The following is a 24,981-nucleotide window of genomic DNA, read 5'->3' as shown; positions in this document are numbered from 1 at the left end:
TACCGATTATTATTGTTATTAATTACAAACAATTTAACTCATAAATAGTTAAATTGTTAAGCTTGGCGTTTAAAGTTATCTAAAATAATACCGGTGGCCATTGCCACATTAAGTGACTCTGCACCGCCAAAAGCAGGTATGGTTATTTTGTCGCTCACTAATTTTGCACATTCCTCGCGTATTCCATGCGATTCACTCCCCATAAGCAAAACACCTTCACCACTAAATTGTGTTTTATGCACACTTTGCCCATCTAAAAACGCACCATATATTGGCAAGTTTAAAGTTTGTAAATATTCAGGTAATTCAACTTGGCTTACAGATACTCTTACAAACGAGCCCATAGTGGCACTAATCGTTTTAGGGTTGTAAGCATCGGCGCTGTCGGTACTCGTTACAATATGCTTAATGCCGTACCAATCAGCAACTCTAATAATAGTGCCTAAATTGCCCGGATCTGATACGCCATCAAGAGCAAGGATTAAACCATTACTTTTTGGAAGCGCTGTATTTGGCATATTAACAATAGCAATTGCAGCATTATTACTTACCAGCGTACTTGCTTTTGTGAGTTGCTCTTCTTGAGCCTCAGTTAATTGGGCATGAGGATATTGGCTTTGATAAGTGTTAATAAACGCCTGTGTAGCAAATATATCAACCGCTTTTAATGGGCTGTTTAACAACTCAAGTACGTTTTTTTCACCTTGCACAAGGTATTGATTATATTGCTTTCGGTACTTTTTTTGGCCAAGTTGGCGAATAAGTTTGAGTTGGTTTTTTGAAATCATAGCAGCCCCATAAATTTATCCCCGCAGTATAACAGATTTAACAAACACATCTGAACTTCAAAAACATGAAAACGCCGATTAAGCTTCCGCTATTTTTTTAGCGCTGCGCTCAAAAGTAAGGTTAATGCGCATAAACATGCCTTTAATCGCTTCAACCTGATTTGTTTCGCCTGCAGCATCTACTAGTTCTGCGTATAAGGCGTCTGATTTGTTTTTAAACTCATCGCTACTTTTACCTTTTGTTGCCAGTAAAAAAGCATCGGCAAGGGCATGTTGCCAACTAATAAGTTGCTTTAAGTCTTTGCCAGCAAGTTGTGTACAAATAGACTGCAAGCGAATAGATGCGTGTCCTATGTTTAAAGCGGTTAACGCTAAGTCGGTGATCGCACGCGTATGAGAGCCTTGATCGTAATTAGTCAAACGCAGTAAACGATCTGACATTCTGCGGTTATACCAAATAGCAGGCATGCGCTGTTGATGGATATGTAATAAGTCTTGATGCGTTGTTTTAAACACTCGGTGAATAAGTAAACGTACACTCGGTCCAGTAATTAAGTGAAACACCCAATACAAAATACTCACACCCGCAAAAATAGCCATTGCTGCGCTTAAAGTATAATCGATAGAAAACGCCAAACTCATATCAGTACTTGGCCGCACTAAAATAGTAAACGGAATACAAAACCCTAAACCATACGGCAGTGTCGCTCTATCTGCCAGTAGCAGTAAACCTAAAAAGTAAGGCCCCGCTAGTACCAAAATTAAAACCTCTAGCTGCCCACCACTTTGTGAAAGTAAATTAAGCGCATAAAAAACAGTGACGAACGAGGCGACAGCAATACCTATTAATAAGCGCTTTAAAACGACCTTTAACATGGCAAGAGGTATACGCGCCAACATGATTGAAAAAATGACTGGTAAAATCATAATCATTAATGCAGCTGATGAGCCTGTGCTTACCCAAACAAATGCACCAATAATAAATACTAAGCTAGTTCTAAGTCCTACAAACATTCCCGCTAAAGGATCACGATAGGTCAGCATGCTAGGGGCATTTAATAGGCTTTGGTCTCGCTCTTCTAGTGCTTTATATGCTTTGAGTAATATGGTTAACTCAGAGGCAATTTCTAGGGCTAGCGACAACATATGCGATTCGAATGGGGAGTCGGTTTGATTATTCGCCTTAAGCGCAGTTAAGCGTTTTCTATAAGCTTTTACCTCATCTGCGCAATATTGAAAACTGTCTGATTTGGCAATATTGCATAAAACATCACTCATATTATGCATAAGCGTTGTTAAATCGGGTGTGATCAACTCAGTATGACTACGCTGTAAGCGACCAAAAATTTGAATTAGCGCAAGTAAAGAGAGTACTTTTTGAGAAACTTGGTTTGCGGCACGAGCGCGCCCGGGTCCTTTGGGGCCTTCGTACCTTACCGCGCTTGAATCCTCGTTTATAGCGCCAAGAGTTGCCATTATTGTATCTATTTTTTGATGACGTTTTTCGTGTGTGCCTTTCTCATCTATTTCGGTCATTAAGTAATTTAATGTTTGGTTAATAACAGCGCGTGCTTGTACCTGCAAAGTCTCTTTTACCTTAACAGGCCAAAATAAATGACTCACTAAACCTGCACATAACGACCCCACTACGATTTCGCTCATTCGAGATTGTGCTATATCAAAAACGGCTTGGCTACTTACTGTTGCTGGATTGGCCATCACTAAAAGTACAATAATTTCAGCCGTCACTGCTGCCATAGCAAACGCATAGATAAAGTTGGTTTGTCGCACCATTGCCGAAAGTGCTGAGTTTAACCCTAGCCACAATGCTAAAGTACTCAAAGCAAGGTATGGATAAGGCATAAGTTGTGTAAGCAAAAATATGCCAAATAAGCCACCTACAATAGTGCCTATTATTTGGCAAATGGCCTTTTCTATAACTAAACCACTTTCAGGGCGCAATTGTAAAAATATAGCTGAGACTAATGCCCAATAAGGCCTATCGAGGTTAAGGTACATAGCAACACTTAACGACATTGCCATGGCAATAACGCCTTTTGTTGCAAAAATAATGGCTTGTTTTTTTGGAAAGAATAAATTCCTCAATACATCACCCAAGGTGTTCTCCTTAATGCGTATTGAGGTGAATTGTGGCTGTCATACCTGCGCTAAGCTGCATATTTTTTGGTACGGTGTCTAATTTAATATCAACAGGTATGCGCTGTGACAAACGCACCCAATTGAATGTTTGCTGTACTACAGGTAGCAACTGTGTATTACTTTGTGTATTGGTGTTAGCTATGGCTTTACCCACACTAGTCACATGACCCGTTATAGCTTCACCACCACTTAAAAGGGATATTTTTGCTTTTTGATTATTATGTATTAAAGGGATTTTGGTTTCTTCAAAGTAACCCGTTACATAAAAAGAATCTGACTTAACAATTGCAAATACTGAAGTTCCTTGCGCTACGTAATTACCCTCACGCAGGCTTAAATTAATAATTTGCCCACTCACCGGTGCGTATGCTTTTGTTCTATCAACGTTTAGCTGCGCTATTGCTTGCTCTGTTTTTGCAAGTTCATAATTAGCTTTGGCTATTTTTGAATTAATACGTGTTGACTCAAGGCTTTCTTCGCTGATGGCCTGTTGTGTATTTAGGCCTTTCCTGCGTTGTAGCTTGTGCTTTGCAAGCTCCCATGTGTATAAGGCATTTTCGGTATTGGCTTTACTTTTATCAAGCGCCGCTTGATAGCGTTTATCATCAACACTAAAAAGTAAATCTCCCTTTTTGATGCTTTGCCCATCTTTTATATTTAACTTAGTTACCCATCCAGATACATCAGGCGAAACAGTGACTATTTCAGCCCTTATACGGCCATCTCTGGTCCATGGCGTGTGCATATAATCAGTCCATATCCAGCGACCTGCAAAAACAGCAGCTATAACAACAATAACAGTTATAAATATACGTAAATATTTTGTCATCTAATTTATCTTCCACTGAGTAAATAAACGGTTAAGGCCATATAACAAATAAATAAAGACACCTCAAACCACGCCACCTTCCAAATACGCTCGTGCCAATCTAAACGGTGTAATACAAACCGAGTAATGGCCGTTAAAACAAACGCTATAGGAAAATAAATAACCAAAGGGCTAAACTCTACTCCGCCTAAAACAACGGCTTGCAACATAATAAAATCCATTCGTGTTTAAAAACGGTTATAAACAATGCCTGATATGAACAGTTGAACAATTATAATTACTTGCTCTTAATCTAAAATTAATAACTAGACAGTTTTGAATCTACAACTATTACTTATAGCCTTTTAATCAGTTACTTGCAAAAGGCTAGCGTTACTATAAACATTGAACTTTGCACCAAATTTAGGTAAATTAACAAAAAAACAACATGGGTATAATTTAAATGGAATCAATACACCCTACTCCCCCAGAAACAACACCTGAAGTTAATGAACCTGCGCACCCTATTTTTAGTGGAAAAGTACAATTTAGCGGCAAAGGCGGTGAGTTTTTTGGTATTTGGATAGTCAATATTTTACTCAGCGTACTTACTTTAGGTATTTACTCTGCTTGGGCAAAGGTGCGCACAATGCGTTACTTTTATGGCCACACCCGCATTGACGGACACAGCTTTGACTACTTAGCAACGCCTATACAAATTTTAAAAGGTCGTATTTTAGCGGTTATTGTATTTTTAATTTACTCCTTTGGTAGCAGCTTTTTTCCACTTGTGGGTTTATTATTTGTCGTTGCTTTTATATTTTTAATGCCGTGGATAATTAATCAAGGCCTGCGTTTTAATATGCGTATGACCCGTCATCGTAATGTACGCTTTGCATTTAAAGGCGATTACGGCGAAGCTTTCATTAATTTTATACTGTTACCTATCGCCAGCATTTTTACCTTTTACTTATTAATGCCGTATGTTTTAAAACGTATCGACAGTTACATACACAGCAATATTAGCTACGGTGATACGCCGTTAGCCGTAAACCTAAAAGGCGAAACCTACTACTTAACAGCCCTTATTTGTTTTGTAGTAAGCTCTATCACTATGGTGATTTTTATGGCTGTTTTAGGCTTGTTTGGCCTTGATTTAATGAATGCAGAAAACCAACAAGCTGCACAAGACCCAACCAAAATGGTCATTATGTTTGGTGGGTTAATGATTGCTTATGTATTTATGATTGCCATAGTCACCGCGGTTTGGGCGGCGGCTATTCGTAACCATATTTTTGATAACAGCCAATTTGAAAACATAGCGTCTTTTAAATCAGAGCTTAAGCCTATTCCTTTTGCCATATTACTATTAACAAATATGCTAGCAATTGCGTTTCCCTTGGGCTTGCCTACCCGTGGACCAAAGTACGTACATCGAGAATGCTCGCCGACGTTACTACCGTTAGTATTTACCCAGGTGCGCTAAATTTAGTGGATACCGCGCAGCAAGAGCAATCATCGTTTGCAGAAGAAGCGGCCAATGTATTTGATATTGACCTATCACTAACTTAAGAGCTTATTATGCACGTACAGGGACATTACTTCTCAAAAGCATCAAGCAATTATCAACAAGTTGTCGCTAATATTAGCGACACCTTGGTTGAGATTAGCCACGATGATCAGCTTATTTCAAGCTACGCAATAAGCGATATAACACTCACCTCTGGCCTTGCCGGGCTTGCTGACGAACTGCGTTTTAACGATGGTAGCCGCTTTATTCCAAATGATGTGAATTATCGCTGGCCTTTTAAAACCAATAAGCACGACCTACTAGAGCGTCTTGAAAAAAGTAAATGGGCTATTTTAGCTGCCATTATTTTTACACCGCTGTTTATGTGGCTAATGCTTTATAAAGTAGTACCCGCTATTGCTGTATACAGTGTTGATACCCTGCCACGCAGTGTAGTAGAGCAAATGGGCGAGCAAAGTTTTACCTTAATTGAAAAGCTAGCCCTTGATGAAAGTGAGCTGCCAATTGAGCAACAAACTAAAGTGCAACAACACTTCAATAGCATGCTTAATGAACTCTCGCTTGAGCCATCGGTTTATAGATTATCGTTTTATAAATCAGATAGCTTTGGGGCTAATGCGTTTGCAATGCCCCATGGGCGTATTGTAGTGACTGATGAATTAGCAAATTTATTAGCCGATAAACCCAACGCATTAAAAGCCGTATTACTTCACGAAATTGGCCACGTTGTCCACCAGCATAGCGTACGCATGACAGCCCAATCGGCAGCCAGTACCGTTGTACTTGCTGTGATATTTGGCGATTTAGAAGGGATAGCAGAAGTGGCACTTGGTACCGGTGCTACGTTTGCACAGCAGGGCTTTTCGCGTGATATGGAACGCGAGGCAGATAGCTACGCCCTCATACAACTTGAGCATTTAGGTTATTCGAGCAATGATTTTGCCGATGCCATACAAGCACTACAAAGTGCCCACACAAGTGAAAATGAGCACCTTGAAAAGGTAAACAATTTGCTCGAATATTTATCAAGCCACCCAAGTGCACAAGAGCGCATTGATAATGCCAGAAAATAACACGTTATATATTCAACTTGCTCGCTACATAGTGAGTCTAAGTTGGGCATACTAATTCGATTAACTATAGGAGCTATTTTAACGATAAATAAATCATTTAGTAACTAGGCAAAAAATTTTGTGTTTAGTGGTTCTAAATAGAGATTTTTTAACGACGTTAGTAATTGATTTAGTACGTTAAATTGTTCAAATAGTTATTTGGGTTAGTATCATTCACGGCTTTTTTCCAAAGCTTTATCATATTGCACCGCTTGAAAAATTGATGACAGGCAGTGCAGGTTTTTCAGCACAAGTGTCTGACTTGATTACACGTTCAGCGGGTGTTGGCGAAATTATATTTGGCGTGTGTTTATTTGTATTTTATAAAAATAAGCACATCGTTATTTTAAATATTTTAGCGCTTGTAGGGCTTTTGTTAGCGGTTGTGATAATGCAGCCACCATTACTTATTGAAGCATTTAACCCAGTAACAACTAACCTGCCGCTTATTGGGCTAAGCGTTATTTGGTTAAAAGAAATTAATCGACATCTCTAAAATAAAAGAGGTATGCCAGTGCATACCTTTTTAGTAGGACTTAACTTATTACGTTAGTACTTATTTTTATGTGTCCACAAATGCAATAACTCGCTCGCAATGGTTGCTGCGGCAATAGCGGTAAGCTCGCTTTGGTCGTACGACGGTGATACCTCTACCACATCCATGCCCACCATATTTATGCCTTTTAGCGCACGCAGTATTTTAAGCACTTTATCTGACGTTAAACCACCGCATACCGGTGTGCCTGTACCTGGTGCAAATGCAGGATCGAGGCAGTCTATATCAAACGTTAAGTAAACAGATAAGTCACCTACTCGCTCACGTATTTGCGCTGCAATGTCATTGGCATGTAAATCGTTAGCCTGCATTGCATCAATCACGGCAAACTCGTGCTTTGATTGGTCAAAGTCGGTGCGAATACCAATTTGTATACTGTGCTCTACATCAATTAACCCTTCCATAGGCGCATGATAAAACATAGTGCCGTGATCAAAACGTGAGCCATTGCTGTATGTATCAGTGTGCGCATCAAAATGAACCAAGGCCATTTTGCCATGTATCTTTGCATGTGCACGCAATAGCGGAAGCGTTACAAAGTGATCGCCCCCAAGGCCTAACAGCGTTGTACCTTGGCGAAGTATTTGCTCTGCGGCCATTCCTAGCTGTGCCGTAAAATACTCAGGATCGCCTACCGGGTAAGTAAAGTCCCCTGCATCTGCAACCGTTAAACGCTCAAACAAAGGAAATGTCCACGGGTATTTAGTGTCTTCCCAGGCTAAATGTACCGACGCTCTGCGAATGGCATCGGGCCCTAAGCGAGCACCGGGACGGCCCGAGGTGGCTAAGTCAAACGGTAAGCCTAGTACAACGACATCTGCATCAATGGCATTAATATTTTGCACCATAGGACGACGTAAAAACGTCATCCCGTTTGAATACAATGAGTGGTCAACATGACCAAACAAGCTAGACATTGCTTATAACTCTTCTAAATAAGTGTAGCCATTCAGGCCGCTTTGCAACTCGTCTAAAACGCTTTGCTGTTCATTTTTATCTATTTTTGCAGACACTAACTGCGCGTAAGACTGCTGAAAGCTCTCAACATCTAAATGTACATAACGCATCATGTCAGCCACCGTATCGCCTTGATTTATTTCGCTGATACTGGCAACGCCTTGCTCATCCATATTGATAATAGCGCTGTGTGTATCGCCAAATAAATTATGCATGTCACCTAAAATTTCTTGGTACGCACCCACTAAGAAAAAGCCCATTAAGTAAGGTTTATCAGCACTGTACTCAGGCACCGGTAATGTGCTTTCAATGCCTTGGCCATCAACATAGTGCTCAAGAGCGCCGTCTGAATCACAGGTTATATCAAGTAATACCGCTCGTTTTTTTGGTGCTTCGGTTAAGCCACTTAATGGCAATACCGGAAACACTTGATCAATCCCCCACGCATCAGGCAATGATTGAAAAAGCGAAAAGTTTACAAAAAACTTATCGGCTAAACGCGCATTTAACTCGTCAATAATTGGGCGATGAAAACGGTTTTTGTTATCCATGTGTTTGTTAAGCTCATAACAAATACGTAAGTTAACTTGCTCTGCCCACGCACGCTGCGTTAAATCTAAAAGCCCAAGTGCAAACTGGTTATGCGCCTCTGCTAAATCCCCTTGGCTATCATGATAAATTTCAATGAGTGCGCGGTCGTCTGTTAAATCTGTTAACTGCACAAACGAGGCCCACATATTATTTAATAAAAGCGGTGCATCGGCTGCAGGCGCTTTTAGCTGTTCTGGTACGTAGCTTTCTGTGCCTATCACGTTTGATATAAGTACAGCATGGTGCGCCGTTAGTGCACGTCCTGACTCAGAAATAATAGTCGGCATTGGTTGCGCGTACTGCTTACAGGTATCGCCTATGGTGTACACAATATTATTTGCATACTCAGCTAAGCTGTAGTTCATTGAGTTATGAGATTGGCTGCGCGTACCATCATAATCAATCGCTAAACCGCCCCCTACATCTAAGCACTCAATGCTTGCACCTAATTTGCGTAACTCACAGTAAAAACGCGCGGCCTCGCTTACACCTAAACGCACATCTCGAATGTTTGCCATTTGCGAGCCTAAGTGAAAATGCACAAGTTGCATTAAATCAAGCTGGCCTGCGTCTTTTAAACGATTCACTACGTGCAGTACTTGTGACGCTGATAAACCAAACTTAGATTTTTCGCCGCCACTTGCTTGCCACTTACCTTTACCTTGCGATGCTAAACGTACACGAATACCAATGCGCGGTTTAACATTTAGCGCTTTTGCTTGGCTAAGTACCATGTCGAGCTCAGAAAGCTTTTCAAGCACTATGTATACTTTGTGGCCTAGCTTTTCGCCAATCAGTGCTAAGCGCACATATTCTTTGTCTTTGTAGCCATTACATACAATCACTGCACTGGTTTTTTCTGCCATTGCCAAAACGGTTAATAACTCTGGTTTGCTGCCTGCTTCTAGGCCTAATTGTTTTTTTTCTAATTCAGCTTGGCTTGCTACTATTTCTTCAACGACTTCGCGTTGTTGGTTAACTTTAATTGGGTAAACTAATAAGTAGTCTTTTGGGTAACCATAGTTTTCAATCGCGGTATTAAACGCACTACATAAACTGTGCACACGATGATGTAAAATTTGTGGAAAGCGCACTAAAGCCGGTAAGCTTAAGCCTTTTTCTTGAAGTTGTTTTGCGATATCTGTTAGTGCAATAGTTTGCTCTGGGGCGTGAGCCTTTGGCGCAACATACACATCACCTTGATCATTAATACCAAAAAAACCTTGGCTCCAATGACGAACATTGTAACTCGTGCGAGCTTGTGCTAGTGATGTTGTCTCTTTCATTTATCTTTCTCTTTTATTTAATAATGCCGGTTTGGCTAGTTGCGCGCATTAAAAGAAAAATAGACTTTTAAGTCCAACAAGTATTTTTACTCGTAACGAGTGATTTTTAACATTGATAAAAGCTTTAACCATATCAAGCTGTTTAAATGCGGTTACAACGACTTAAGCTTCGCCATTTAATTAAAAAGTACAACTGTACTTTTTTCAGATAAAATAGAACAATTGTACTTATTTGGCATAATCATGAAGCAAATTTATTTTAATCAGAACAAACCACCTAGGTTTGCCAAAGTCACTAAAGCAGCAACATTTGGTTTAACTAAAACATTTCCAAATCTTAGCGCTCGCCTTGCTATGAAGGTATTTTGTAACCCTCATAGCAGACGAAAATACGACTTTAGAACAGATATTCAACCAATAAATATCAAGCTTAATACCCAATTAGGTGCTATTAACTTGTATTACTTTAGCCAAGAGGGAAACAGTAAAGCGGTATTTCTTTCTCACGGCTGGGCAGATAGCACAAATCGCTTTACTACATTGATAAATGAACTGGTAGAAAAAGGCTTCAACGTGTACTCAATCGATCACATTGGCCATGGTTATTCTTATGGTAAGGTTTCTCATTTATACGGCTACATGCAAGGACTAACTGCTGCGTTTAATTATTTTGATGAGCAGAATATACTTATTGATAGAGTAATAACCCACTCTATGGCCGGCGTGGCTTTATTAAATTTAGATAGCACGTTTTTAGAAGACAAAAAAATAGTGATGATTTCTGCACCTGCGCAAATTTTTGAAGCTATGTTTGAAAAAGTAAAACAAGTGGGTATTTCTGAGCTTATGTTAGAAAATATGCTTAACAAAGTGTCGGAACAATATGGTATTAAATGGCAAAATCTTCACCCTGATAACTCTAAGCATAAAATCAATGAAGACATGCTTTTTATCCATGATAAAAATGACTCTGTTGCAAACTTTGAAGCTATAAAGCATTTAACCGATAACACGCCTGCTACACTTATAGCCACTGAGAAACTTGGCCATGTTAGAATTTTAAAAAGCCAATATGTGTACGATCAAATAACAACGTTCATGAGCTGAAAATGAAAAAAAGTGAGAGTACTAAGCTCTATATTTTACAAAAAGGAATGGCCTTTGCAGCTACACACGGCTTATACAGTATATCCATTGGTAAAATGGCAGCTGCTGCAAATATGTCACGTACAGGAGTGATCTCACATTTTACTAATAAAGAAGATATGCAAGTTGCCATATTAGCCTACACAGAGGAAGAATTTAAAAAGCAAGTTGTTGAACCATCTATTGATGAAGATGCGCTAGTGCACTTAAATAACTTTCAGCAAAAATGGTTACAGTGGCTTAGCTTTTTAGAAATGTGCTGCCCTGAACAGCATACAAGTTGCCCACTAATTAAGGCCTCTGTTGAATTCAAAGCAGACCCAAATTGTTTAGTAAGGCAATTTATGCAAGATCAGCAAGCTAGAATGATTAACTACCTCACTAAACTAGCCGTTAACTGCCAAGAGCAAGGCTATTTTAGTAACGATATAGAGCCAAGTATTTTTGCGTATGAGTTTTATGGTTTATATACAGGGCATGTTGTACAAACAAGCTTAATAAATAACCCTACGCTTGCGCATACTTATGAAAAAGTGGTGAGTGGTTTAATTGCTCGATATATGTGTAATACCAATCCGAAATAAATACTTAATCATTTTTCAGGGCTAAGCGGATGGGTATAAGTAAAAATTAAACTTATCCGTTTATGCGCTCTTAGGCGCAAAGATAATAATAGCCATACCCAGTAAGGCAACCGCCCCGCCCACTGCATCCCACAGAGTAAGCTTTACGCCATCAACTACCCATAACCATAGTAAAGCCACGCAGACATAAACGCCGCCATACGCGGCATAAACACGCCCCGCTGCCACAGGGTGTAAAGTGAGCAACCAAGCAAATAACGCTAAACTGATTGCAGCAGGAATCAAAAGTAATATGGATTTATCTTCTTTGAGCCACAGGTAGGGTAAATAACAGCCAATAATTTCAGCAAAGGCGGTAATAATAAATAGCGCGATAGTTTTTACTTCAAACATAAAACCTCACGTAATTTAAATAACAAAAGCATAACAAAGCTAAGTAACCAAAAAAGTTACTTAGCTATATAGCCCTAAATATGAGTAATAAATCTCTCAACCACTATTTAGATTAAACAGATTACTCAGCTAAGGCTACTTCGGCCAACTTCATTGTACTTTCGAACGACTTAGTACCAGCAATAAATAAACCGTTATGACAAAATACAGCGTCATCTAAGCCTGTTTCAGCTTGAAACTCTTCATCAGATAAACCAGCCCACGCTTTAGGGAGTGACTTTCTATCTTCAAATGAGCCAGGCTCAACCGGCACAGTTTGTATTATCCACTGCCCTGAATGAGACGGATAAACCATGAATAGTGCGTCACTTGATAACATATGGACTGTTTTTTTCCATGGGGTGTACTTTTCAAGCACAATAACTCTAGCATCTTCTGCATGCTCAATTGCTTTAGCAACAATCGCTTTTGCATTTACACTACCGTGGGCTGAAGCAATAAAACGTGTTAGTAGACGTGCAGCAAAATCGACGGCTTCATTAAAACACTCATCAAAGTTGCCTTCTTCTTCCCATGTTGGGTTAAACATAGAAAGCGTTTGGCTAAGGGTTATTCCCTCAACGACACCTTTAACATAGCCACAATCTATAGCATCAATGTTAGACACTAAACCTGAGTCGACTCTATCGGCCACGGCTTGGTTGTTATCACAAAGCGCTAAGCCGTATTTTTTCCAAATTAAGCCAAATGACGAATACGGTGTACCATCTTCACGCTCGCCCGCACCACCACGCTGGTGATGATCAAACCGGCCGGTATCTGGATTATATTCACCGCCTACATCTACCACAATGTCAGCACTTTCTATCAATGCTTTATCGCGAGTACGTACCAGTTTAAAAGAAGGTAAAACATGTTTTAGTACTGCAATACTAAATACATCGTCGGCATGAAAATTACCACTGTGGGTTACTACTGTTATTTCGCTCATTGGATTAGGACTACTTTTAAAAAAGATAAAAAATTCTCACTTATATAATGCTAAAAGCATATTAAAACTAACAAGGTGGATTTTATACGAACAGAGCAATGAAAAACAGTGAAGTATCACTACGCCCACAAAGCGAAGTAGGCGCAAAATATTTAATAGATTAGATTACTTAGGCTCAGGGCTCAGACCAAGCTGCATAAAAACGCTTTGGGGGTTATCTTCATAAACACCAAAGCTCGAACAACGCTCAAAACCTAAATCTTCGTACAAACTAATAGATTCGGTCTGTTTCGGGCCAGTTTCTAAACGAATTAGCGGGATTTTTGTCTCGCCAGCATAATGCAGTAAATTTTGCATTATACGCCTAGAAAAACCTTTACCGCGATGGCTAGGTTTCACATATAAACGCCTAATTTCACCATACAAAGTGCCGTCATTTTGTTTGACAATAGCGCCGCAAGCAATAATACCATCTTCATTTTTTAAGCCAATGGCATAAACATTGTCTTCGCTTAACTCGTCTAATTTGAGAGATTGTGCTGTAGCAACGGGGTATAAAGAGTTTATAAGCCTGTCTATATCTGTAAACACATTAACTACATCTGGATCCTTGGGGCTTAATTCGACTAACTGCATCTACTGTCGTCCATTTTTTATTTTGAATCGGTATAGTACTTTTATAATATATACTTAATAGACACGATCCTAGTGTTGTTTAAATAAAATGTATTAATAACGTAAGCGCCACTTTATTAAAACGTTATAATTTTTTTAAAATCATTAAGCTTAAACTGTTGAACACTCCTGTGTTATGTGTTTCCCATGCCACTTTAAATACTCTTTAGCGTTCATTGGTTTAGCTATCAAATACCCCTGAATATAATCTGCACCGAGCTGGTTTAACAAATCAAACTGTGATGTACACTCAACCCCTTCTGCAACGACTCTAATATCTAAACTTTTGCCTAAGCTAATAATTGTATTAACTATGTTATAGCCTTTACCTTCGTCTGATATTTTATCAATAAAACTTTTGTCTATTTTTATTTCTTTTACTGGAAAAGCATTAAGGTGTGATAAGCATGAATAACCCGTACCAAAATCGTCAATAGAAAATACAAATCCTTGATTTTTTAACTCATCCATTTGCGTAATTGTGTTGTTTATATCACCTGAAAGCATTGACTCAGTAATCTCCAACTTTATTTGAGATGGTTTGATATTAAAGTCATCTATTGTTGAGCATAGCTCGTTTTTAAGCTCTAAAGAGTTAAACTGTATATGGCTTATGTTGATCGATACACTAAAGTGCTCATCTATCAATTTATGTGCGCTGAGCTTGGTTAACAAGCTACAAATATTTTTTAATACTATGGTTTGTAATTTCTGTATTAAACCGTATTGCTCAGCAATCGCAATAAATTGATCAGGTGGGATTACGCCTTTTGTAGGATGCAACCACCTAATTAAAGCTTCTGCGCCTACCACTTTACCTTGCATACTTACTTGAGGTTGAAAGTATGCACAAAACTCATTATTTATAATTGCTCTAACCATGTCAGTTTCAAGTTCAGCTTGATTTTCAAGTAATGTTTGAAGCTCAGGGTCATAAAAACTACAACTATTACCCCCTTTTTTCTTTGCACGATACATTGCCGTATCTGCAAATTTTAATATATTATCTGTTCTCGAATTTTCTTCATCAATTAAGCAAATACCAATGCTACAACTAACCTGAAAAGCAAGCTCACCTACAGAGAACTTTTCATTAAAAACACTTTGTATTTCTTTTGCGACCAATTCAGATTCAGCACAAGCATCTAGGTTATTTTCACCGACAAACTCAATTAGAATAATAAATTCATCGCCACCGACTCTTGCGAGTGTATCTGATGGCTTTATTACAAAGCTTAAACGTTTTGCTAATTCTACCAATACTTTATCGCCGGCCCCATGACCTAACGAATCGTTTATCCTTTTAAAATTATCTAAATCAAGAAATAACAGAGCACCCGTTTTTTTTGTATGCTTTATGCGCTCTATGCACGTAGATAAATTATCATTAAGCGTTCTTCTATTAGGCAGGCCCGTTAATGGATCAAAAAAAGCTAATCTTTGTACTTCTTTTTCGGCTTGTTTACGAAGCGTAATATCACGAGCCATCCAGACAACATGCCGTTGTGAAATATTATCTGGCTGATAATTATCCAGTGCAGCAACTCTCCCCTCAAAAGTTACCTTTCCTTTTGCTACTTCTAACTCATATTCAAATATTTGCATTTCATTGGTTACAAGCGTTTTATTTATTACTGCCATTATCATTTCAGCGTCTTTAGCTGGAAACAATTCGAGCACATTGTGTCCAATCAAATCGGTAGGTGCTTCGCGTAATAAGTTGTTAGATGTGCCATAGACATCCGTATAAAAGCCTTGCTGATTTAATATCAAAATTAAATCCGGCATGACTTGAGTGAATGCTTTAAATTTTTCATTACTTTTTTGCAAGTCGGCCAAAAGCAGCTTAGCTTTATGCAACTCAGCATTTTTTTCTAATGCAATACTCGTAAAGTGCACAAAGTAATCGATAAGTTCAAGATCTTGCTTAGAGGGTTCTTTTGGTGATCCATGATAAATAGCAAAGGTACCCAGTATTTCTGAAGACGTTGAAATTATAGGGGTTGACCAACAAGAGTGGAGCCCTGCATTTTGAGCTAAGCTTTTGTAATTTCCCCATAATGGAGAAATATCAATATCTTGGGCTATTATACGACTTTTTGTATATGCAGCCGTACCGCATGAGCCTACCTTAGGCCCAATTGTAACGCCATTAATCGCTTGTAAGTAATCTTCACTAATGCTTGGAGCAGCACGGTGAAACAGCTGGTTTCCTGCTAATGAGAGTATTGAACACCTTGCAGAATTGTCATCAATAGTTTGTTCAATTGCAAAACAAATATCCTGTAGTACGTCGTCTAAGGCAATCCCTAGTGCAATTTTAGACAAAATATTTTGCTGATGGGATAATAATTGTCTAAGTTTTACAGTATTCATATTTCACCATAATTAAGGGCATTCACAACCAGCCTAAGACATTGAAAAAATAAACTTTTAATGCACTCAATTACTACTTGTAGTTTGTTTTGTTAAAATCAATATTGTTATAACTTTAAAATTTCTGTTTAATTGTTACGCTTATGAAAACTATACCACTGTAACAACAACAACGGTTCTAATAAGTAAGTATAAAAACTACCCACAGACTCAATTATTAACATAAATAAAACTTTTTAGGAACATAATTCAACATTTACTCATACAAAGCATTTGAAATTGTTATTTTAAATAAAAATTTAGATTCTAAACACTTTGTTACTTAAAAAGGCTGTTCAAAATTATTAGGCTATTTATACTGTTGCTAATAACAAAGCTTTAAAGAGGTGACTGTGCAAATTGTAAAAGGTATGGAATATTTTTTTTCTGGGTTTAAATTAATTAGCCAAAAAGGGCTTAAGCGCTTTGTGCTCATTCCGCTCTTAATTAATATTTTACTTTTTGGTAGCTCTTTGTTTTTTTTATTTGGTTGGCTGAGTGATAGTTTTAGCTATATTAGCAACATGCTCCCTGAATGGTTAAATTGGTTAGAATGGTTAATGTGGCCTATCGCAGTATTGGTGGTGCTGTTTAGTTACAGTATGGTTTTTACAGTAATTACTAACTTTATTGCCGCGCCTTTTAATGGGCTGCTCAGTGAAAAAGTAGAGCTTTATTTGACGGGTCAAAAAATTAATGATGATGGCTTTAAAGAAATAGTAAAAGACGTCCCTAGAATGCTTGGTCGTGAATGGACCAAACTTTGTTATTACCTGCCACGCGCAATTGGCTTTTTTATCTTACTGTGGATATTACCGGTAATAGGTCAAATATTATGGGTACTCTTTACCTGTTGGATGTATGCCGTGCAATATAAAGACTTTGCTTTTGATAACCATAAAATTGGCTTTAAGCAAATGAAAGGCGATTTAAAGTCGAAACAAGGCTTATCTTACGGATTTGGTTTTGCCGTTATGTTGCTAACCTCGATCCCGTTTATGAATTTAATAGTTATGCCTGTGGCTGTATGCGGTGCAACACGTTTGTGGGTTGATAATTATCGGCCAAAATACCGTAGTTAATTAATAGGTTGCTGGCTTTTCAATTTTCAAAGGCCAACATATTATAAATAAAAAAGCACCTTAGGTGCTTTTTTAATCTATTTTTAAAGCAATAAACTCAAGCATTGCCCGCCTTGGCAACGCAGCACTTTGCTTATCTACTTCTTCAAATTTTTTAATTAAAATATTGAAACGCTGATTGTTAAAATTTACCGATGTAACTTCACCAATTTTTATGCTGTAGTTTTGCTGCTGATCAAATAGCTTCAGTGTTTTACCTTTTGCACGTTCTACATATAAATAAGGTGTTTGGTCTGGCATTTTTAAACGAACGACATTAATTTGGCTAAGCTCATGTACTGCCACCCAACTTTGCCCCTGCATTAGCGTATTGTAACGACTAATGCCTTCAGGCTGATAAACAACGTCTTGACTTATAAAACACGCCTTACAGCCATCGACTGATTCAACCCGCCAATCAATAGCTGTATGTTTATAATACAAATTATCATTTTTTAGTAACCATTCACTTGCATGGTTAGTATCACTACACGCTATAGGTATACTTAAAAATATACTGTAAATAATAGGTTTAACGCTTAGCCTTTGTTTCATACTATTGCTCTTTAATGGCTTTCAACTCATCAATAATCGCACTACTCGGCTGCGCTTCTTTTATATAACGAGGTATTACATGAGCAGTATTTGGTGTACTTTGTAATTTATATATACTGGTGTTATCAGTATTTGATACACCAAAACGATTGCCTGCACTTTGCATATAAAACTGTAGATTTAGCATGCTCCACTCGTCTACATCTCTAAGCACTGATATTGAATTATCTTGGTTAGTATCAAAACTGTTTAAACTTTCGGTGTTAATTGTATTACAGTTAAAATCAACAGGGAGTGAGCCATTTCGATTTAACCCTTGCGCTTCAAGTATTGTACTCTCATCTAAATTTGCTGAGCTACCACTTGAGTAATCAATAATAAAATCATCCGTAGAGCCTAAATGGCTATTAGTATTTGGTGTAATATCACAGTTAGCATTACCTGGATAAAAACGCTCATAATAACGATCGCCCTCATTATTACCTATTGTTGATAAACCCGCTAATTGATATAAATAATTCATGGAGCTGAGGTGGTTAGGCTTAAAATTAATCTCCTCATCACCGCCATGGTATAATCCTAAGTTGTGACCTAACTCATGAAATATTGTTGATGCTTGGTAATTATAAGCAACATTAGTGGCTATTTGCGTATCAAGCGTTAACCCCCAGCCCCCCATAGTGACCATTAAATCATTACCGCTTATCTCAGCGATACCAGACCCACTAATACTTCCGTCCTCATTGCCGCTATTAGCCATTAATAAGTAATGGAAAATAGGTCTACGGGTTATATCGGTATATTCCATTTTATAAACAAACAAACTTGGACTACTTAGGTCGTATTCAAACGGCGTGTAATTGTTAAATGGCACTGTATTTCCACCACCTAAATCAAAATTTTGCGGCGCAGTGTTTGTACTTTGATCAAATAAATCACCGACGTCAAAGTGAACGGTATAGCCTTTTTCTGCAAACACTGTAACTATTTTTTCAAGTGCAGTACGGTGTGGAGTAATACCTGCGTCACTGCTGTCCATATAATCAACTTCAATAAAGATATCTTTTTGTGATGTACGCGCTCCCCACTCATAAAGTGGTAAGCCCGCAAAAGTTGTCCCTTCCTGCTCAGCACAATCCGGAATGCCATCCTCATCATCGTCTACGGTGCAGCTTATATTGTTTGGCCCAGCGGGTGTATTAAACACAGAATAAAGCCAATCAGTGCTTTGATTAGTGTCTATAGCATTAAGCTCGCGCTTTAAACTGCCCCCCTGTTCAGAAAGGATTTGATCTGCATTGTCCCCTTGCCATTGTGATGGCGTTACTGGCTCTTGTGATGAGTTACCAAATTTTACAAAGTCGATTGTTTGTGTGCCTGCGCTATTTAAAATTTCTGCAAAACCGTTGATGTACCAGTAAGGTCTAATTTGATCACCAGAATTGCCTACAAGCGCTATCTTAGGATTACTTACTGACGCACTAGTTAAAAAATCGTCTCCAAATTTACTTTGCAAAATAAGGTACTCTCCATTGCCAAGCTCTTTATTGGGCAATGAAAATATCGTCTCTGCGCTAGTTGAGCTATCAACCGTATTAATACTACGAGTTTTAAGTGAATAATTCTGTAAATTTACAGCTGCTCCTGTGCCATTATAAATTTCAATCCAAGGTAGGTCGTTACTAAATTGCACAGAAGAGATTTCCGTTATTTTTATATCTTGGCTTGAAGTAGTAAAAGAGGTAACCGTTTGCATATCAATGGCCGTATTATCAAAATTAACCAAATCAGATGTCACACGCACGCTGTATTGAGTATCTTCGCTAAGCGTGGCTGTTAAACTTACGCTATGAAAATACAAGCTAGTATCACTTGTAGTGCCTGACAAGCTCTCTACATTAAGTGCCAAACATGTTGAAAAGCTATCTGCCGATATTTGTATACTCCCAATACATGTACCCTCGCTTGTATTTGTCACTAACGAGCTCGTTTGCATAATGTCTGAAAACGAAATACTAACAGGAGAATCAACTAACACAGGCTCACTGCTACCTTCGGGTGTAACACTGACTATTGTTGCAGGGGTTGAATCAGCAAGAGTAATGTTTAGCAAAAAGTTTATCGTGTCTTTACCATCAGAAGCACTCAAAGTATAACTCTGGGAAGAAATACTATTACTCGGTGGAGTGTAATTAAATATAAGCGCTTGTGAATCAACAACACTTATTTGTGCACCATTCAAATCATCTGGAAAAGTAACTTGTACAGTATCGTTATCGGCATCGTTTATAACCAAACCAAACTGTGTAGTTTGGTTGTACTGAACGTCAATATTTACATCTTGGGCTGTAGGCGGATTATTGGGTGCCAGAATAATAACTGTTTTTTGTGCACTATTTGTGGCGCTATCGTTGTCTGTTACTGTAGCAACGAATGTAATATTCGTGTCTTGAGCGACTATAGGAGCATCAAAGCTAATACTTGTACTGGCTTGTGTTACATCAACCACAGGGCCATTAGTTTGCTGCCAAGTAATACTATCTATTGTGCCATCGCTATCTTGCGCCTCTGCAGTAAGCGTTACGAGTTCATTTTGCTCAGCCTGCTCCGGTGCCGATATACTTATTGTGGGTGCATTGTTTGTCTGGGTAATTAAAATCGTCGTACTTGCTTGAACACTACTTGAAGCATTATCAATGACTGTAACACTAAAACCAAGGGTTGTATTTTCAGTTATATTAGGAGCCGAAAAGCTAAGTATCCCATCCGTTTGTGTAAACTGAACACTATCCCCCGCAGATTGCACCCACGTTATGCTACTAATTGTGCCATCACTGTCTTGGGCATTTGCTGTTAATTCGACTTGTGTATTGGCAAGTGCGCTACTTGGCCCGGTAATATTAACTGTTGGTGGATTATTTTGGTTGGTAATGGTTCCAGTAAATACTTGCTCTGTAGTCCCACCAGTATTATCTGTCACAGCGACAGAAAAACTAAAACTGGTGTCTTGTGAAACACTTGGCGCAGTGGCGGTTAGCGTGTTGCCATTGGCAGTAAATGTAAATTCAGGACCGCTTAGCTGTTGCCATTGGTAACTTGATATTTGTCCATCACTATCACTAGCTTGCGCTGTAATGGTAAATGATTGATTAGCAACAATAACATTACTGCTAATACTGAATGTAACAACTGGGGCGGTATTGCTGGATGAGTCACTAGAATCGCTACTCCCTCCTCCGCCACAACCTGTTATTAAAAGTGATAAAAAAAGTAAACTTAAATATTTGATTAGATTGTTTTTTACCACTTGTGAGCCTCTACTTTTTAACTATACAAATTTTGTGGCACCTTAATAACGTTTAAATGAACGGTTATTTCCTCACGATCGTGGTACAAGTGCTTAGCTTGCAATTCATAGCTTACGCCATATTTAGCAAGCTGCTCTTTAATCATCGTCAGGCATTCATAAACACTATCAAAGCGTTTTTTCATGGGTAGCTTCAAGTTAAATATAAATTCTTTTGCGTATGCATTTACTGCCCAGTCAATCATTAGATTAGTCACTTTGGTTGGTTTTTCCACCATATCGCATACTAACCAATCAATATTTCTTTTTTCAGGGCGATATTTAAAGCCATCGGCTCTAAAGTGCTTAACCTGTCCGGTTTCCATTAAATCGTCGTTCATGGGGCCATTGTCTATTGCGCTTACAAACATCCCACGACGAACTAACTGATACGTCCATCCTCCAGGGCATGCTCCTAGGTCAACACCGCGCATTCCTGGTGCTGCGCGTGTTTCTCGCTGTTGCTCTGGGATAAATACATTAAAGGCTTCGTCAAGTTTAAGCGTTGAACGGCTTGGGCCATCACTTGGCATACGCAGGCGTAATATGCCCATAAAATAGGCCGAGTTATTAAAGCTATACGAATAGCCTACGTAAGCTGTGTTATTAGTTAAAAAGAGTGTATGCATTACAGGGCGGTTAGCTTTTGGTTCACGTAAAACAATATTTTTCTTTTCGAGGGCTTTTTTAAGTGGTGTTGATATTTTTTTACAAAAGGTTAAAAGCTCTTTGCCTTCGTTTGTATCGGGGGTTTCAACGCGCAACTCTGAGCATAATGTAAACTCTTTAGCAGCTTCAACCACTGCACTTACCCTATCTTCTACAGGCATATTTTCTACTAATTTACCGGCAAACCATTGGCGAGCAAATACCATATTTTTAAAATCGACCTTTTTGATTATTTCATCGCTATGGTGTGCTTCAAAACACTCATAAACAACATAACCAGTATTTGGTTTAGCTTTTACATAACCTGCAAAACCTTGCTCGGCAGCATGAAACGTTATTTCAGCAGCAGCATCGCTTTCAAAACCACTACGACAGTAAATCACAACACAAGACATATTAACCCTTAAACTCTTTAAAACTTAAATCGTGCAACTTGCACTAAAATAACAAGCCAACCAATAATAAAACATAATCCGCCAAGCGGTGTTATTGGCCCAAGCCACTTCATTCCGCTAAGGGCAAGTAAATATAAGCTGCCACTAAAAAGTAGTGTGCCAGCTATAAAAAAGCCACCAGCCCAACTTAAGTTTATTCCCCATTTAATTAAAACGGCCACTGCAATAAGCGCAAGGCCATGAAACATTTGATACTCAGCAGCTGTTTTAAATACACCCAGAGAATATTCAGATAAACGACTTTTTAAGCCATGCGCAGCAAACGCTCCTAACATAACCGACAGCATACAAAAGAGACTTCCGGTCATTAAAAATAGTTTGATCATGATTGCTCCACTATGTGTTTTATAAACTTAACAGTACTAAACGCCGCGGCTTTGAGATTTTCTTGTTCAGTTACTCCACTTTTTTTACGTGGTTTTAAAGAATGATCTCCATCGGTCAGCCAAACAAAATTCGGCTGTTTAGGCATAGCGATAGTTTTAAGCTCTTCACGTGTACCAAATGTATCTCGCTCACCTTGCAATACTAAAAATGGGCAATGAATATCGCCAAAGTGCTCTGTGCGAAGTTTCTCTGGTTTTCCTGGCGGATGAAATGGGTAACCAAACGCAATAACGCCTTTAACGGGCTGCTTAGTCGTACATGCAAGCATGGAAGCCATCCGTCCACCCATTGATTTACCACCTATGAATAAGGGTAAATTTGGCTGCGTTTGCGTTAAAATTTGCTCATAATAAGTCAGTAACTTAGGGGCGCGTTCAGGCGGTCTACGTTTGTTGGTTTGTTTTGCAATTTGCATATATTCAAAGTCAAATAAGCCTACATCTACGCCTTGCTCGCTTATAACTTTTGCCATGTATTGCATAAAATCAGAATCGCTACCAGCACCGGCACCATGCGCAAATACAAACTGTGCAATAGCGGGTTGTGTTGTACTTTTAAACCACTCAATCATTATTAATACTCTTGTTCTTGCTCTACTAAGCTTAACATCCACTCTTTAAACGACACTATTTTACCTAGCTCTGTTTGCGACTCTCGAAGCACTAAATAATAAGCATTTTTACTCTCTAGGCTGTGACTAAATGGAATCACTAAGCGCCCTGCGTCTATGTCGGGCTTAGCCAACACACTGTTACCAATAGCAACACCTTGGCCATGTACCGCCGCTTGCAACACCATAGATGAGTGACTAAATATAGGCCCTTGGTTAACTTGAACGTTTCGCACGCCAGCGGTTTTCATCCAGGTTTTCCAATTTTTACGCGTGGTATCGTGTAGTAAGGTGTGGTGTGCTAGATCACTCGGTTGATCAAGTGGTTTAGGGCCGCTTAACAGCATTGGGCTACACAGTGGTACTAAATACTCTGTATGGAGCTTATATGCCTGTACACCACTCCAATGACCCCGCCCATAGTAAATAGCAATATCTACATCATCTGATAAAGAGTTTTCGTCTTGATCTTGCGCTTTTATTCGCACATCAATTTCCGGGTGTAGTTCATTAAACAGGCTCAATCGAGGTACGAGCCATTGAATAGCAAAGCTAGGGGTTAAGCTCACCGTTAAAGAACCCTTTGCGCCACGTGCTAACAGTTTTTCGGTGGCATCAATAAGCTGAGTAAAAATTTCTTTAATATCTAAAAAATAGCCCTGGCCTTCTTCAGTTAATAATAAAGAGCGATTTTTACGTAAAAACAACTTTAAGCCTAAATGCTCTTCGAGTGTTTTTATTTGATGACTAACTGCTGCCTGCGTAACGTAGAGCTCTTCTGCCGCTTTAGTAAAACTCAAATGCCGTGCAGCCGCTTCAAAGGCTTTTAATGCGTTTAATGGAGGAACCCGTCTTGACATAGTCACCAAGCTTAGAATTAGTTTTTCTTATGCGTAAGATTATATACACCATCTATGTGTGTGTATATTAATGGCATAAAAAAAGCGACCTGAGTCGCTTTTATTCTACCTATTTAAAGGTAATTAATTATAAATCACTGGCACTCGTATCAAGCGGTGCAAAGCTTTTAATTAAATCGTCTACTGCTTTCATTTGCGATAAGTAACCTTCTAATTTACTAAGTGCAAGCGCACATGGGCCATCACACTTAGCTTCGTTAGGGTTTGGATGCGCCTCAATAAATAAGCCTGCAATTCCAAGTGCCATGCCACTGCGAGCAAGCTCAGCAGCTTGAGCACGACGACCATCAGCCGAATCTGTACGACCCCCTGGGCGTTGTAATGCATGCGTTGCATCAAAAATAACAGGCGCCATTGCTTTCATGTCATCCATACCTAACATATCAACGACTAAGTTATTATAACCAAAGCTAGAACCACGCTCACACAAAGCAACATTGTTGTTACCCGCTTCATTAAATTTAGTAATGATATGACGCATTTCATGTGGTGCTAAAAACTGTGGCTTTTTCACATTAATAATCGCACCTGTTTTAGCCATTGCTACTACTAAGTCAGTTTGACGCGCTAAAAAAGCAGGTAACTGAATTACATCAACCACTTCTGCCACAGGCGCAGCTTGATGTGCCTCGTGTACATCGGTGATTAACGGAATATTAAAGGTATTTTTAATCTCTTCAAATATTTTCAAACCCTCTTCCATACCTGGACCACGGTAAGAATTAATTGAAGAGCGATTTGCTTTATCAAACGATGCTTTAAATACGTAAGGAATATTTAGTTTTGTGGTTACTTCAACATAGTGCTCAGCAATGCGCATAGCTAAATCGCGCGACTCTAATACGTTCATACCACCGAACAATACAAATGGCTTGTCGTTTGCCAGTTCAATTTCGTTAATATTAATTACTTGGTTGTTCATTTT

The 24,981-nt window shown here is 38.8% G+C and carries 22 protein-coding genes and 1 pseudogene; 6 read left to right on the top strand and 17 right to left on the bottom strand.

Going from position 1 to position 24,981, the window contains the following annotated elements:
• Positions 1 to 56: 56 nt before the first annotated feature.
• The 4 genes from J8L73_RS04025 to J8L73_RS04010 form a co-directional block, all read right to left on the bottom strand.
• A complete protein-coding gene (locus J8L73_RS04025; RefSeq protein ID WP_211014944.1) occupies positions 57 to 788 on the bottom strand; it encodes an RNA methyltransferase in 732 nt (243 codons plus the stop codon).
• 78 nt (positions 789 to 866) lie between these two features.
• The gene (locus J8L73_RS04020) at positions 867 to 2,906 is read right to left on the bottom strand and encodes an FUSC family protein (RefSeq protein WP_211014942.1); all 2,040 of its coding nucleotides are present in this window, start codon (positions 2,904 to 2,906) and stop codon (positions 867 to 869) included.
• Between the two features lie 10 nt (positions 2,907 to 2,916).
• Positions 2,917 to 3,777 (bottom strand): HlyD family secretion protein, encoded by an 861-nt coding sequence (locus tag J8L73_RS04015; RefSeq protein WP_210999918.1) that lies wholly within the window; start codon positions 3,775 to 3,777, stop codon positions 2,917 to 2,919.
• A 5-nt stretch (positions 3,778 to 3,782) separates the two neighbouring features.
• A complete protein-coding gene (locus J8L73_RS04010; RefSeq protein WP_210999919.1) occupies positions 3,783 to 3,986 on the bottom strand; it encodes a DUF1656 domain-containing protein in 204 nt (67 codons plus the stop codon).
• Positions 3,987 to 4,219: 233 nt separating this feature from the next.
• On the opposite strand from J8L73_RS04010, the pseudogene J8L73_RS04005 reads away from it, so the two are divergent.
• From J8L73_RS04005 to J8L73_RS03995, 3 genes and pseudogenes are all read left to right on the top strand, one after another.
• A pseudogene (locus J8L73_RS04005) lies at positions 4,220 to 5,328 on the top strand (YjgN family protein).
• A 9-nt stretch (positions 5,329 to 5,337) separates the two neighbouring features.
• Positions 5,338 to 6,360: a M48 family metallopeptidase gene (locus tag J8L73_RS04000; RefSeq protein WP_211014940.1), complete on the top strand. Its 1,023-nt coding sequence runs from the start codon at positions 5,338 to 5,340 to the stop codon at positions 6,358 to 6,360.
• Positions 6,361 to 6,541: 181 nt separating this feature from the next.
• Positions 6,542 to 6,895: a DoxX-like family protein gene (locus tag J8L73_RS03995; RefSeq protein WP_348771792.1), complete on the top strand. Its 354-nt coding sequence runs from the start codon at positions 6,542 to 6,544 to the stop codon at positions 6,893 to 6,895.
• Between the two features lie 53 nt (positions 6,896 to 6,948).
• Here J8L73_RS03995 and speB read toward each other — a convergent pair whose 3' ends face one another.
• Both speB and speA read right to left on the bottom strand, forming a co-directional pair.
• Positions 6,949 to 7,872 (bottom strand): agmatinase, encoded by a 924-nt coding sequence (speB, locus tag J8L73_RS03990; protein ID WP_211014938.1) that lies wholly within the window; start codon positions 7,870 to 7,872, stop codon positions 6,949 to 6,951.
• A 3-nt stretch (positions 7,873 to 7,875) separates the two neighbouring features.
• Positions 7,876 to 9,789, bottom strand: coding sequence for a biosynthetic arginine decarboxylase (gene speA / locus J8L73_RS03985; protein WP_211014936.1), 1,914 nt, complete (start codon positions 9,787 to 9,789; stop codon positions 7,876 to 7,878).
• 243 nt (positions 9,790 to 10,032) lie between these two features.
• Here speA and J8L73_RS03980 point away from each other — a divergent pair, with 243 nt between their 5' ends.
• Both J8L73_RS03980 and J8L73_RS03975 read left to right on the top strand, forming a co-directional pair.
• Positions 10,033 to 10,896, top strand: a complete 864-nt coding sequence (locus J8L73_RS03980) for an alpha/beta hydrolase (protein ID WP_211014934.1) — start codon at positions 10,033 to 10,035, stop codon at positions 10,894 to 10,896.
• Between the two features lie 2 nt (positions 10,897 to 10,898).
• Complete coding sequence (locus tag J8L73_RS03975) at positions 10,899 to 11,519, top strand: TetR/AcrR family transcriptional regulator (protein WP_211014932.1); 621 nt, start codon at positions 10,899 to 10,901, stop codon at positions 11,517 to 11,519.
• Positions 11,520 to 11,579: 60 nt separating this feature from the next.
• Here J8L73_RS03975 and J8L73_RS03970 read toward each other — a convergent pair whose 3' ends face one another.
• The 4 genes from J8L73_RS03970 to J8L73_RS03955 form a co-directional block, all read right to left on the bottom strand.
• Positions 11,580 to 11,912: a YnfA family protein gene (locus J8L73_RS03970; protein WP_211014930.1), complete on the bottom strand. Its 333-nt coding sequence runs from the start codon at positions 11,910 to 11,912 to the stop codon at positions 11,580 to 11,582.
• 121 nt (positions 11,913 to 12,033) lie between these two features.
• Positions 12,034 to 12,903, bottom strand: a complete 870-nt coding sequence (locus J8L73_RS03965; RefSeq protein ID WP_211014928.1) for an MYG1 family protein — start codon at positions 12,901 to 12,903, stop codon at positions 12,034 to 12,036.
• A gap of 165 nt (positions 12,904 to 13,068) precedes the next feature.
• Positions 13,069 to 13,539, bottom strand: coding sequence for a GNAT family N-acetyltransferase (locus J8L73_RS03960; RefSeq protein ID WP_211014926.1), 471 nt, complete (start codon positions 13,537 to 13,539; stop codon positions 13,069 to 13,071).
• Positions 13,540 to 13,689: 150 nt separating this feature from the next.
• Positions 13,690 to 15,954 carry an EAL domain-containing protein gene (locus J8L73_RS03955; RefSeq protein WP_211014924.1) on the bottom strand — a complete coding sequence of 755 codons (2,265 nt, stop codon included), beginning with the start codon at positions 15,952 to 15,954 and terminating at the stop codon, positions 13,690 to 13,692.
• A 392-nt stretch (positions 15,955 to 16,346) separates the two neighbouring features.
• Here J8L73_RS03955 and cysZ point away from each other — a divergent pair, with 392 nt between their 5' ends.
• The gene (gene cysZ, locus J8L73_RS03950) at positions 16,347 to 17,075 is read left to right on the top strand and encodes a sulfate transporter CysZ (RefSeq protein WP_348771958.1); all 729 of its coding nucleotides are present in this window, start codon (positions 16,347 to 16,349) and stop codon (positions 17,073 to 17,075) included.
• Between the two features lie 72 nt (positions 17,076 to 17,147).
• On the opposite strand, the gene J8L73_RS03945 is transcribed toward cysZ, so the two are convergent.
• The 7 genes from J8L73_RS03945 to kdsA all read right to left on the bottom strand — a co-directional run bounded on the left by J8L73_RS03945 (position 17,148) and on the right by kdsA (position 24,978).
• Positions 17,148 to 17,669, bottom strand: coding sequence for a hypothetical protein (locus J8L73_RS03945; RefSeq protein ID WP_210999930.1), 522 nt, complete (start codon positions 17,667 to 17,669; stop codon positions 17,148 to 17,150).
• 1 nt (position 17,670) lies between these two features.
• Entirely contained in the window at positions 17,671 to 20,976 is a 3,306-nt protein-coding gene (locus J8L73_RS03940; protein ID WP_211014922.1) for a lamin tail domain-containing protein, read from the bottom strand.
• Between the two features lie 17 nt (positions 20,977 to 20,993).
• Positions 20,994 to 22,079, bottom strand: a complete 1,086-nt coding sequence (rlmM, locus tag J8L73_RS03935; protein ID WP_211014920.1) for a 23S rRNA (cytidine(2498)-2'-O)-methyltransferase RlmM — start codon at positions 22,077 to 22,079, stop codon at positions 20,994 to 20,996.
• A 17-nt stretch (positions 22,080 to 22,096) separates the two neighbouring features.
• On the bottom strand, positions 22,097 to 22,465 hold the full coding sequence (locus tag J8L73_RS03930) for a DUF423 domain-containing protein (protein WP_211014918.1): 369 nt from the start codon (positions 22,463 to 22,465) through the stop codon (positions 22,097 to 22,099).
• A complete protein-coding gene (locus tag J8L73_RS03925; protein ID WP_211014916.1) occupies positions 22,462 to 23,097 on the bottom strand; it encodes an alpha/beta family hydrolase in 636 nt (211 codons plus the stop codon). Before J8L73_RS03925 ends, J8L73_RS03930 begins: the two co-directional genes overlap by 4 nt.
• A gap of 2 nt (positions 23,098 to 23,099) precedes the next feature.
• Positions 23,100 to 23,996 carry a transcriptional regulator GcvA gene (locus J8L73_RS03920; protein ID WP_210999935.1) on the bottom strand — a complete coding sequence of 299 codons (897 nt, stop codon included), beginning with the start codon at positions 23,994 to 23,996 and terminating at the stop codon, positions 23,100 to 23,102.
• 127 nt (positions 23,997 to 24,123) lie between these two features.
• Positions 24,124 to 24,978 carry a 3-deoxy-8-phosphooctulonate synthase gene (gene kdsA / locus J8L73_RS03915; RefSeq protein ID WP_210999936.1) on the bottom strand — a complete coding sequence of 285 codons (855 nt, stop codon included), beginning with the start codon at positions 24,976 to 24,978 and terminating at the stop codon, positions 24,124 to 24,126.
• Positions 24,979 to 24,981 lie beyond the last annotated feature (3 nt).

This window comes from Pseudoalteromonas sp. MMG006, from assembly GCF_018101025.1.
GTDB lineage: Bacteria > Pseudomonadota > Gammaproteobacteria > Enterobacterales > Alteromonadaceae > Pseudoalteromonas.
The sequence above is the reverse complement of the archived record's forward strand: the minus strand, read 5'-3'. Positions and strand labels throughout refer to the sequence as shown.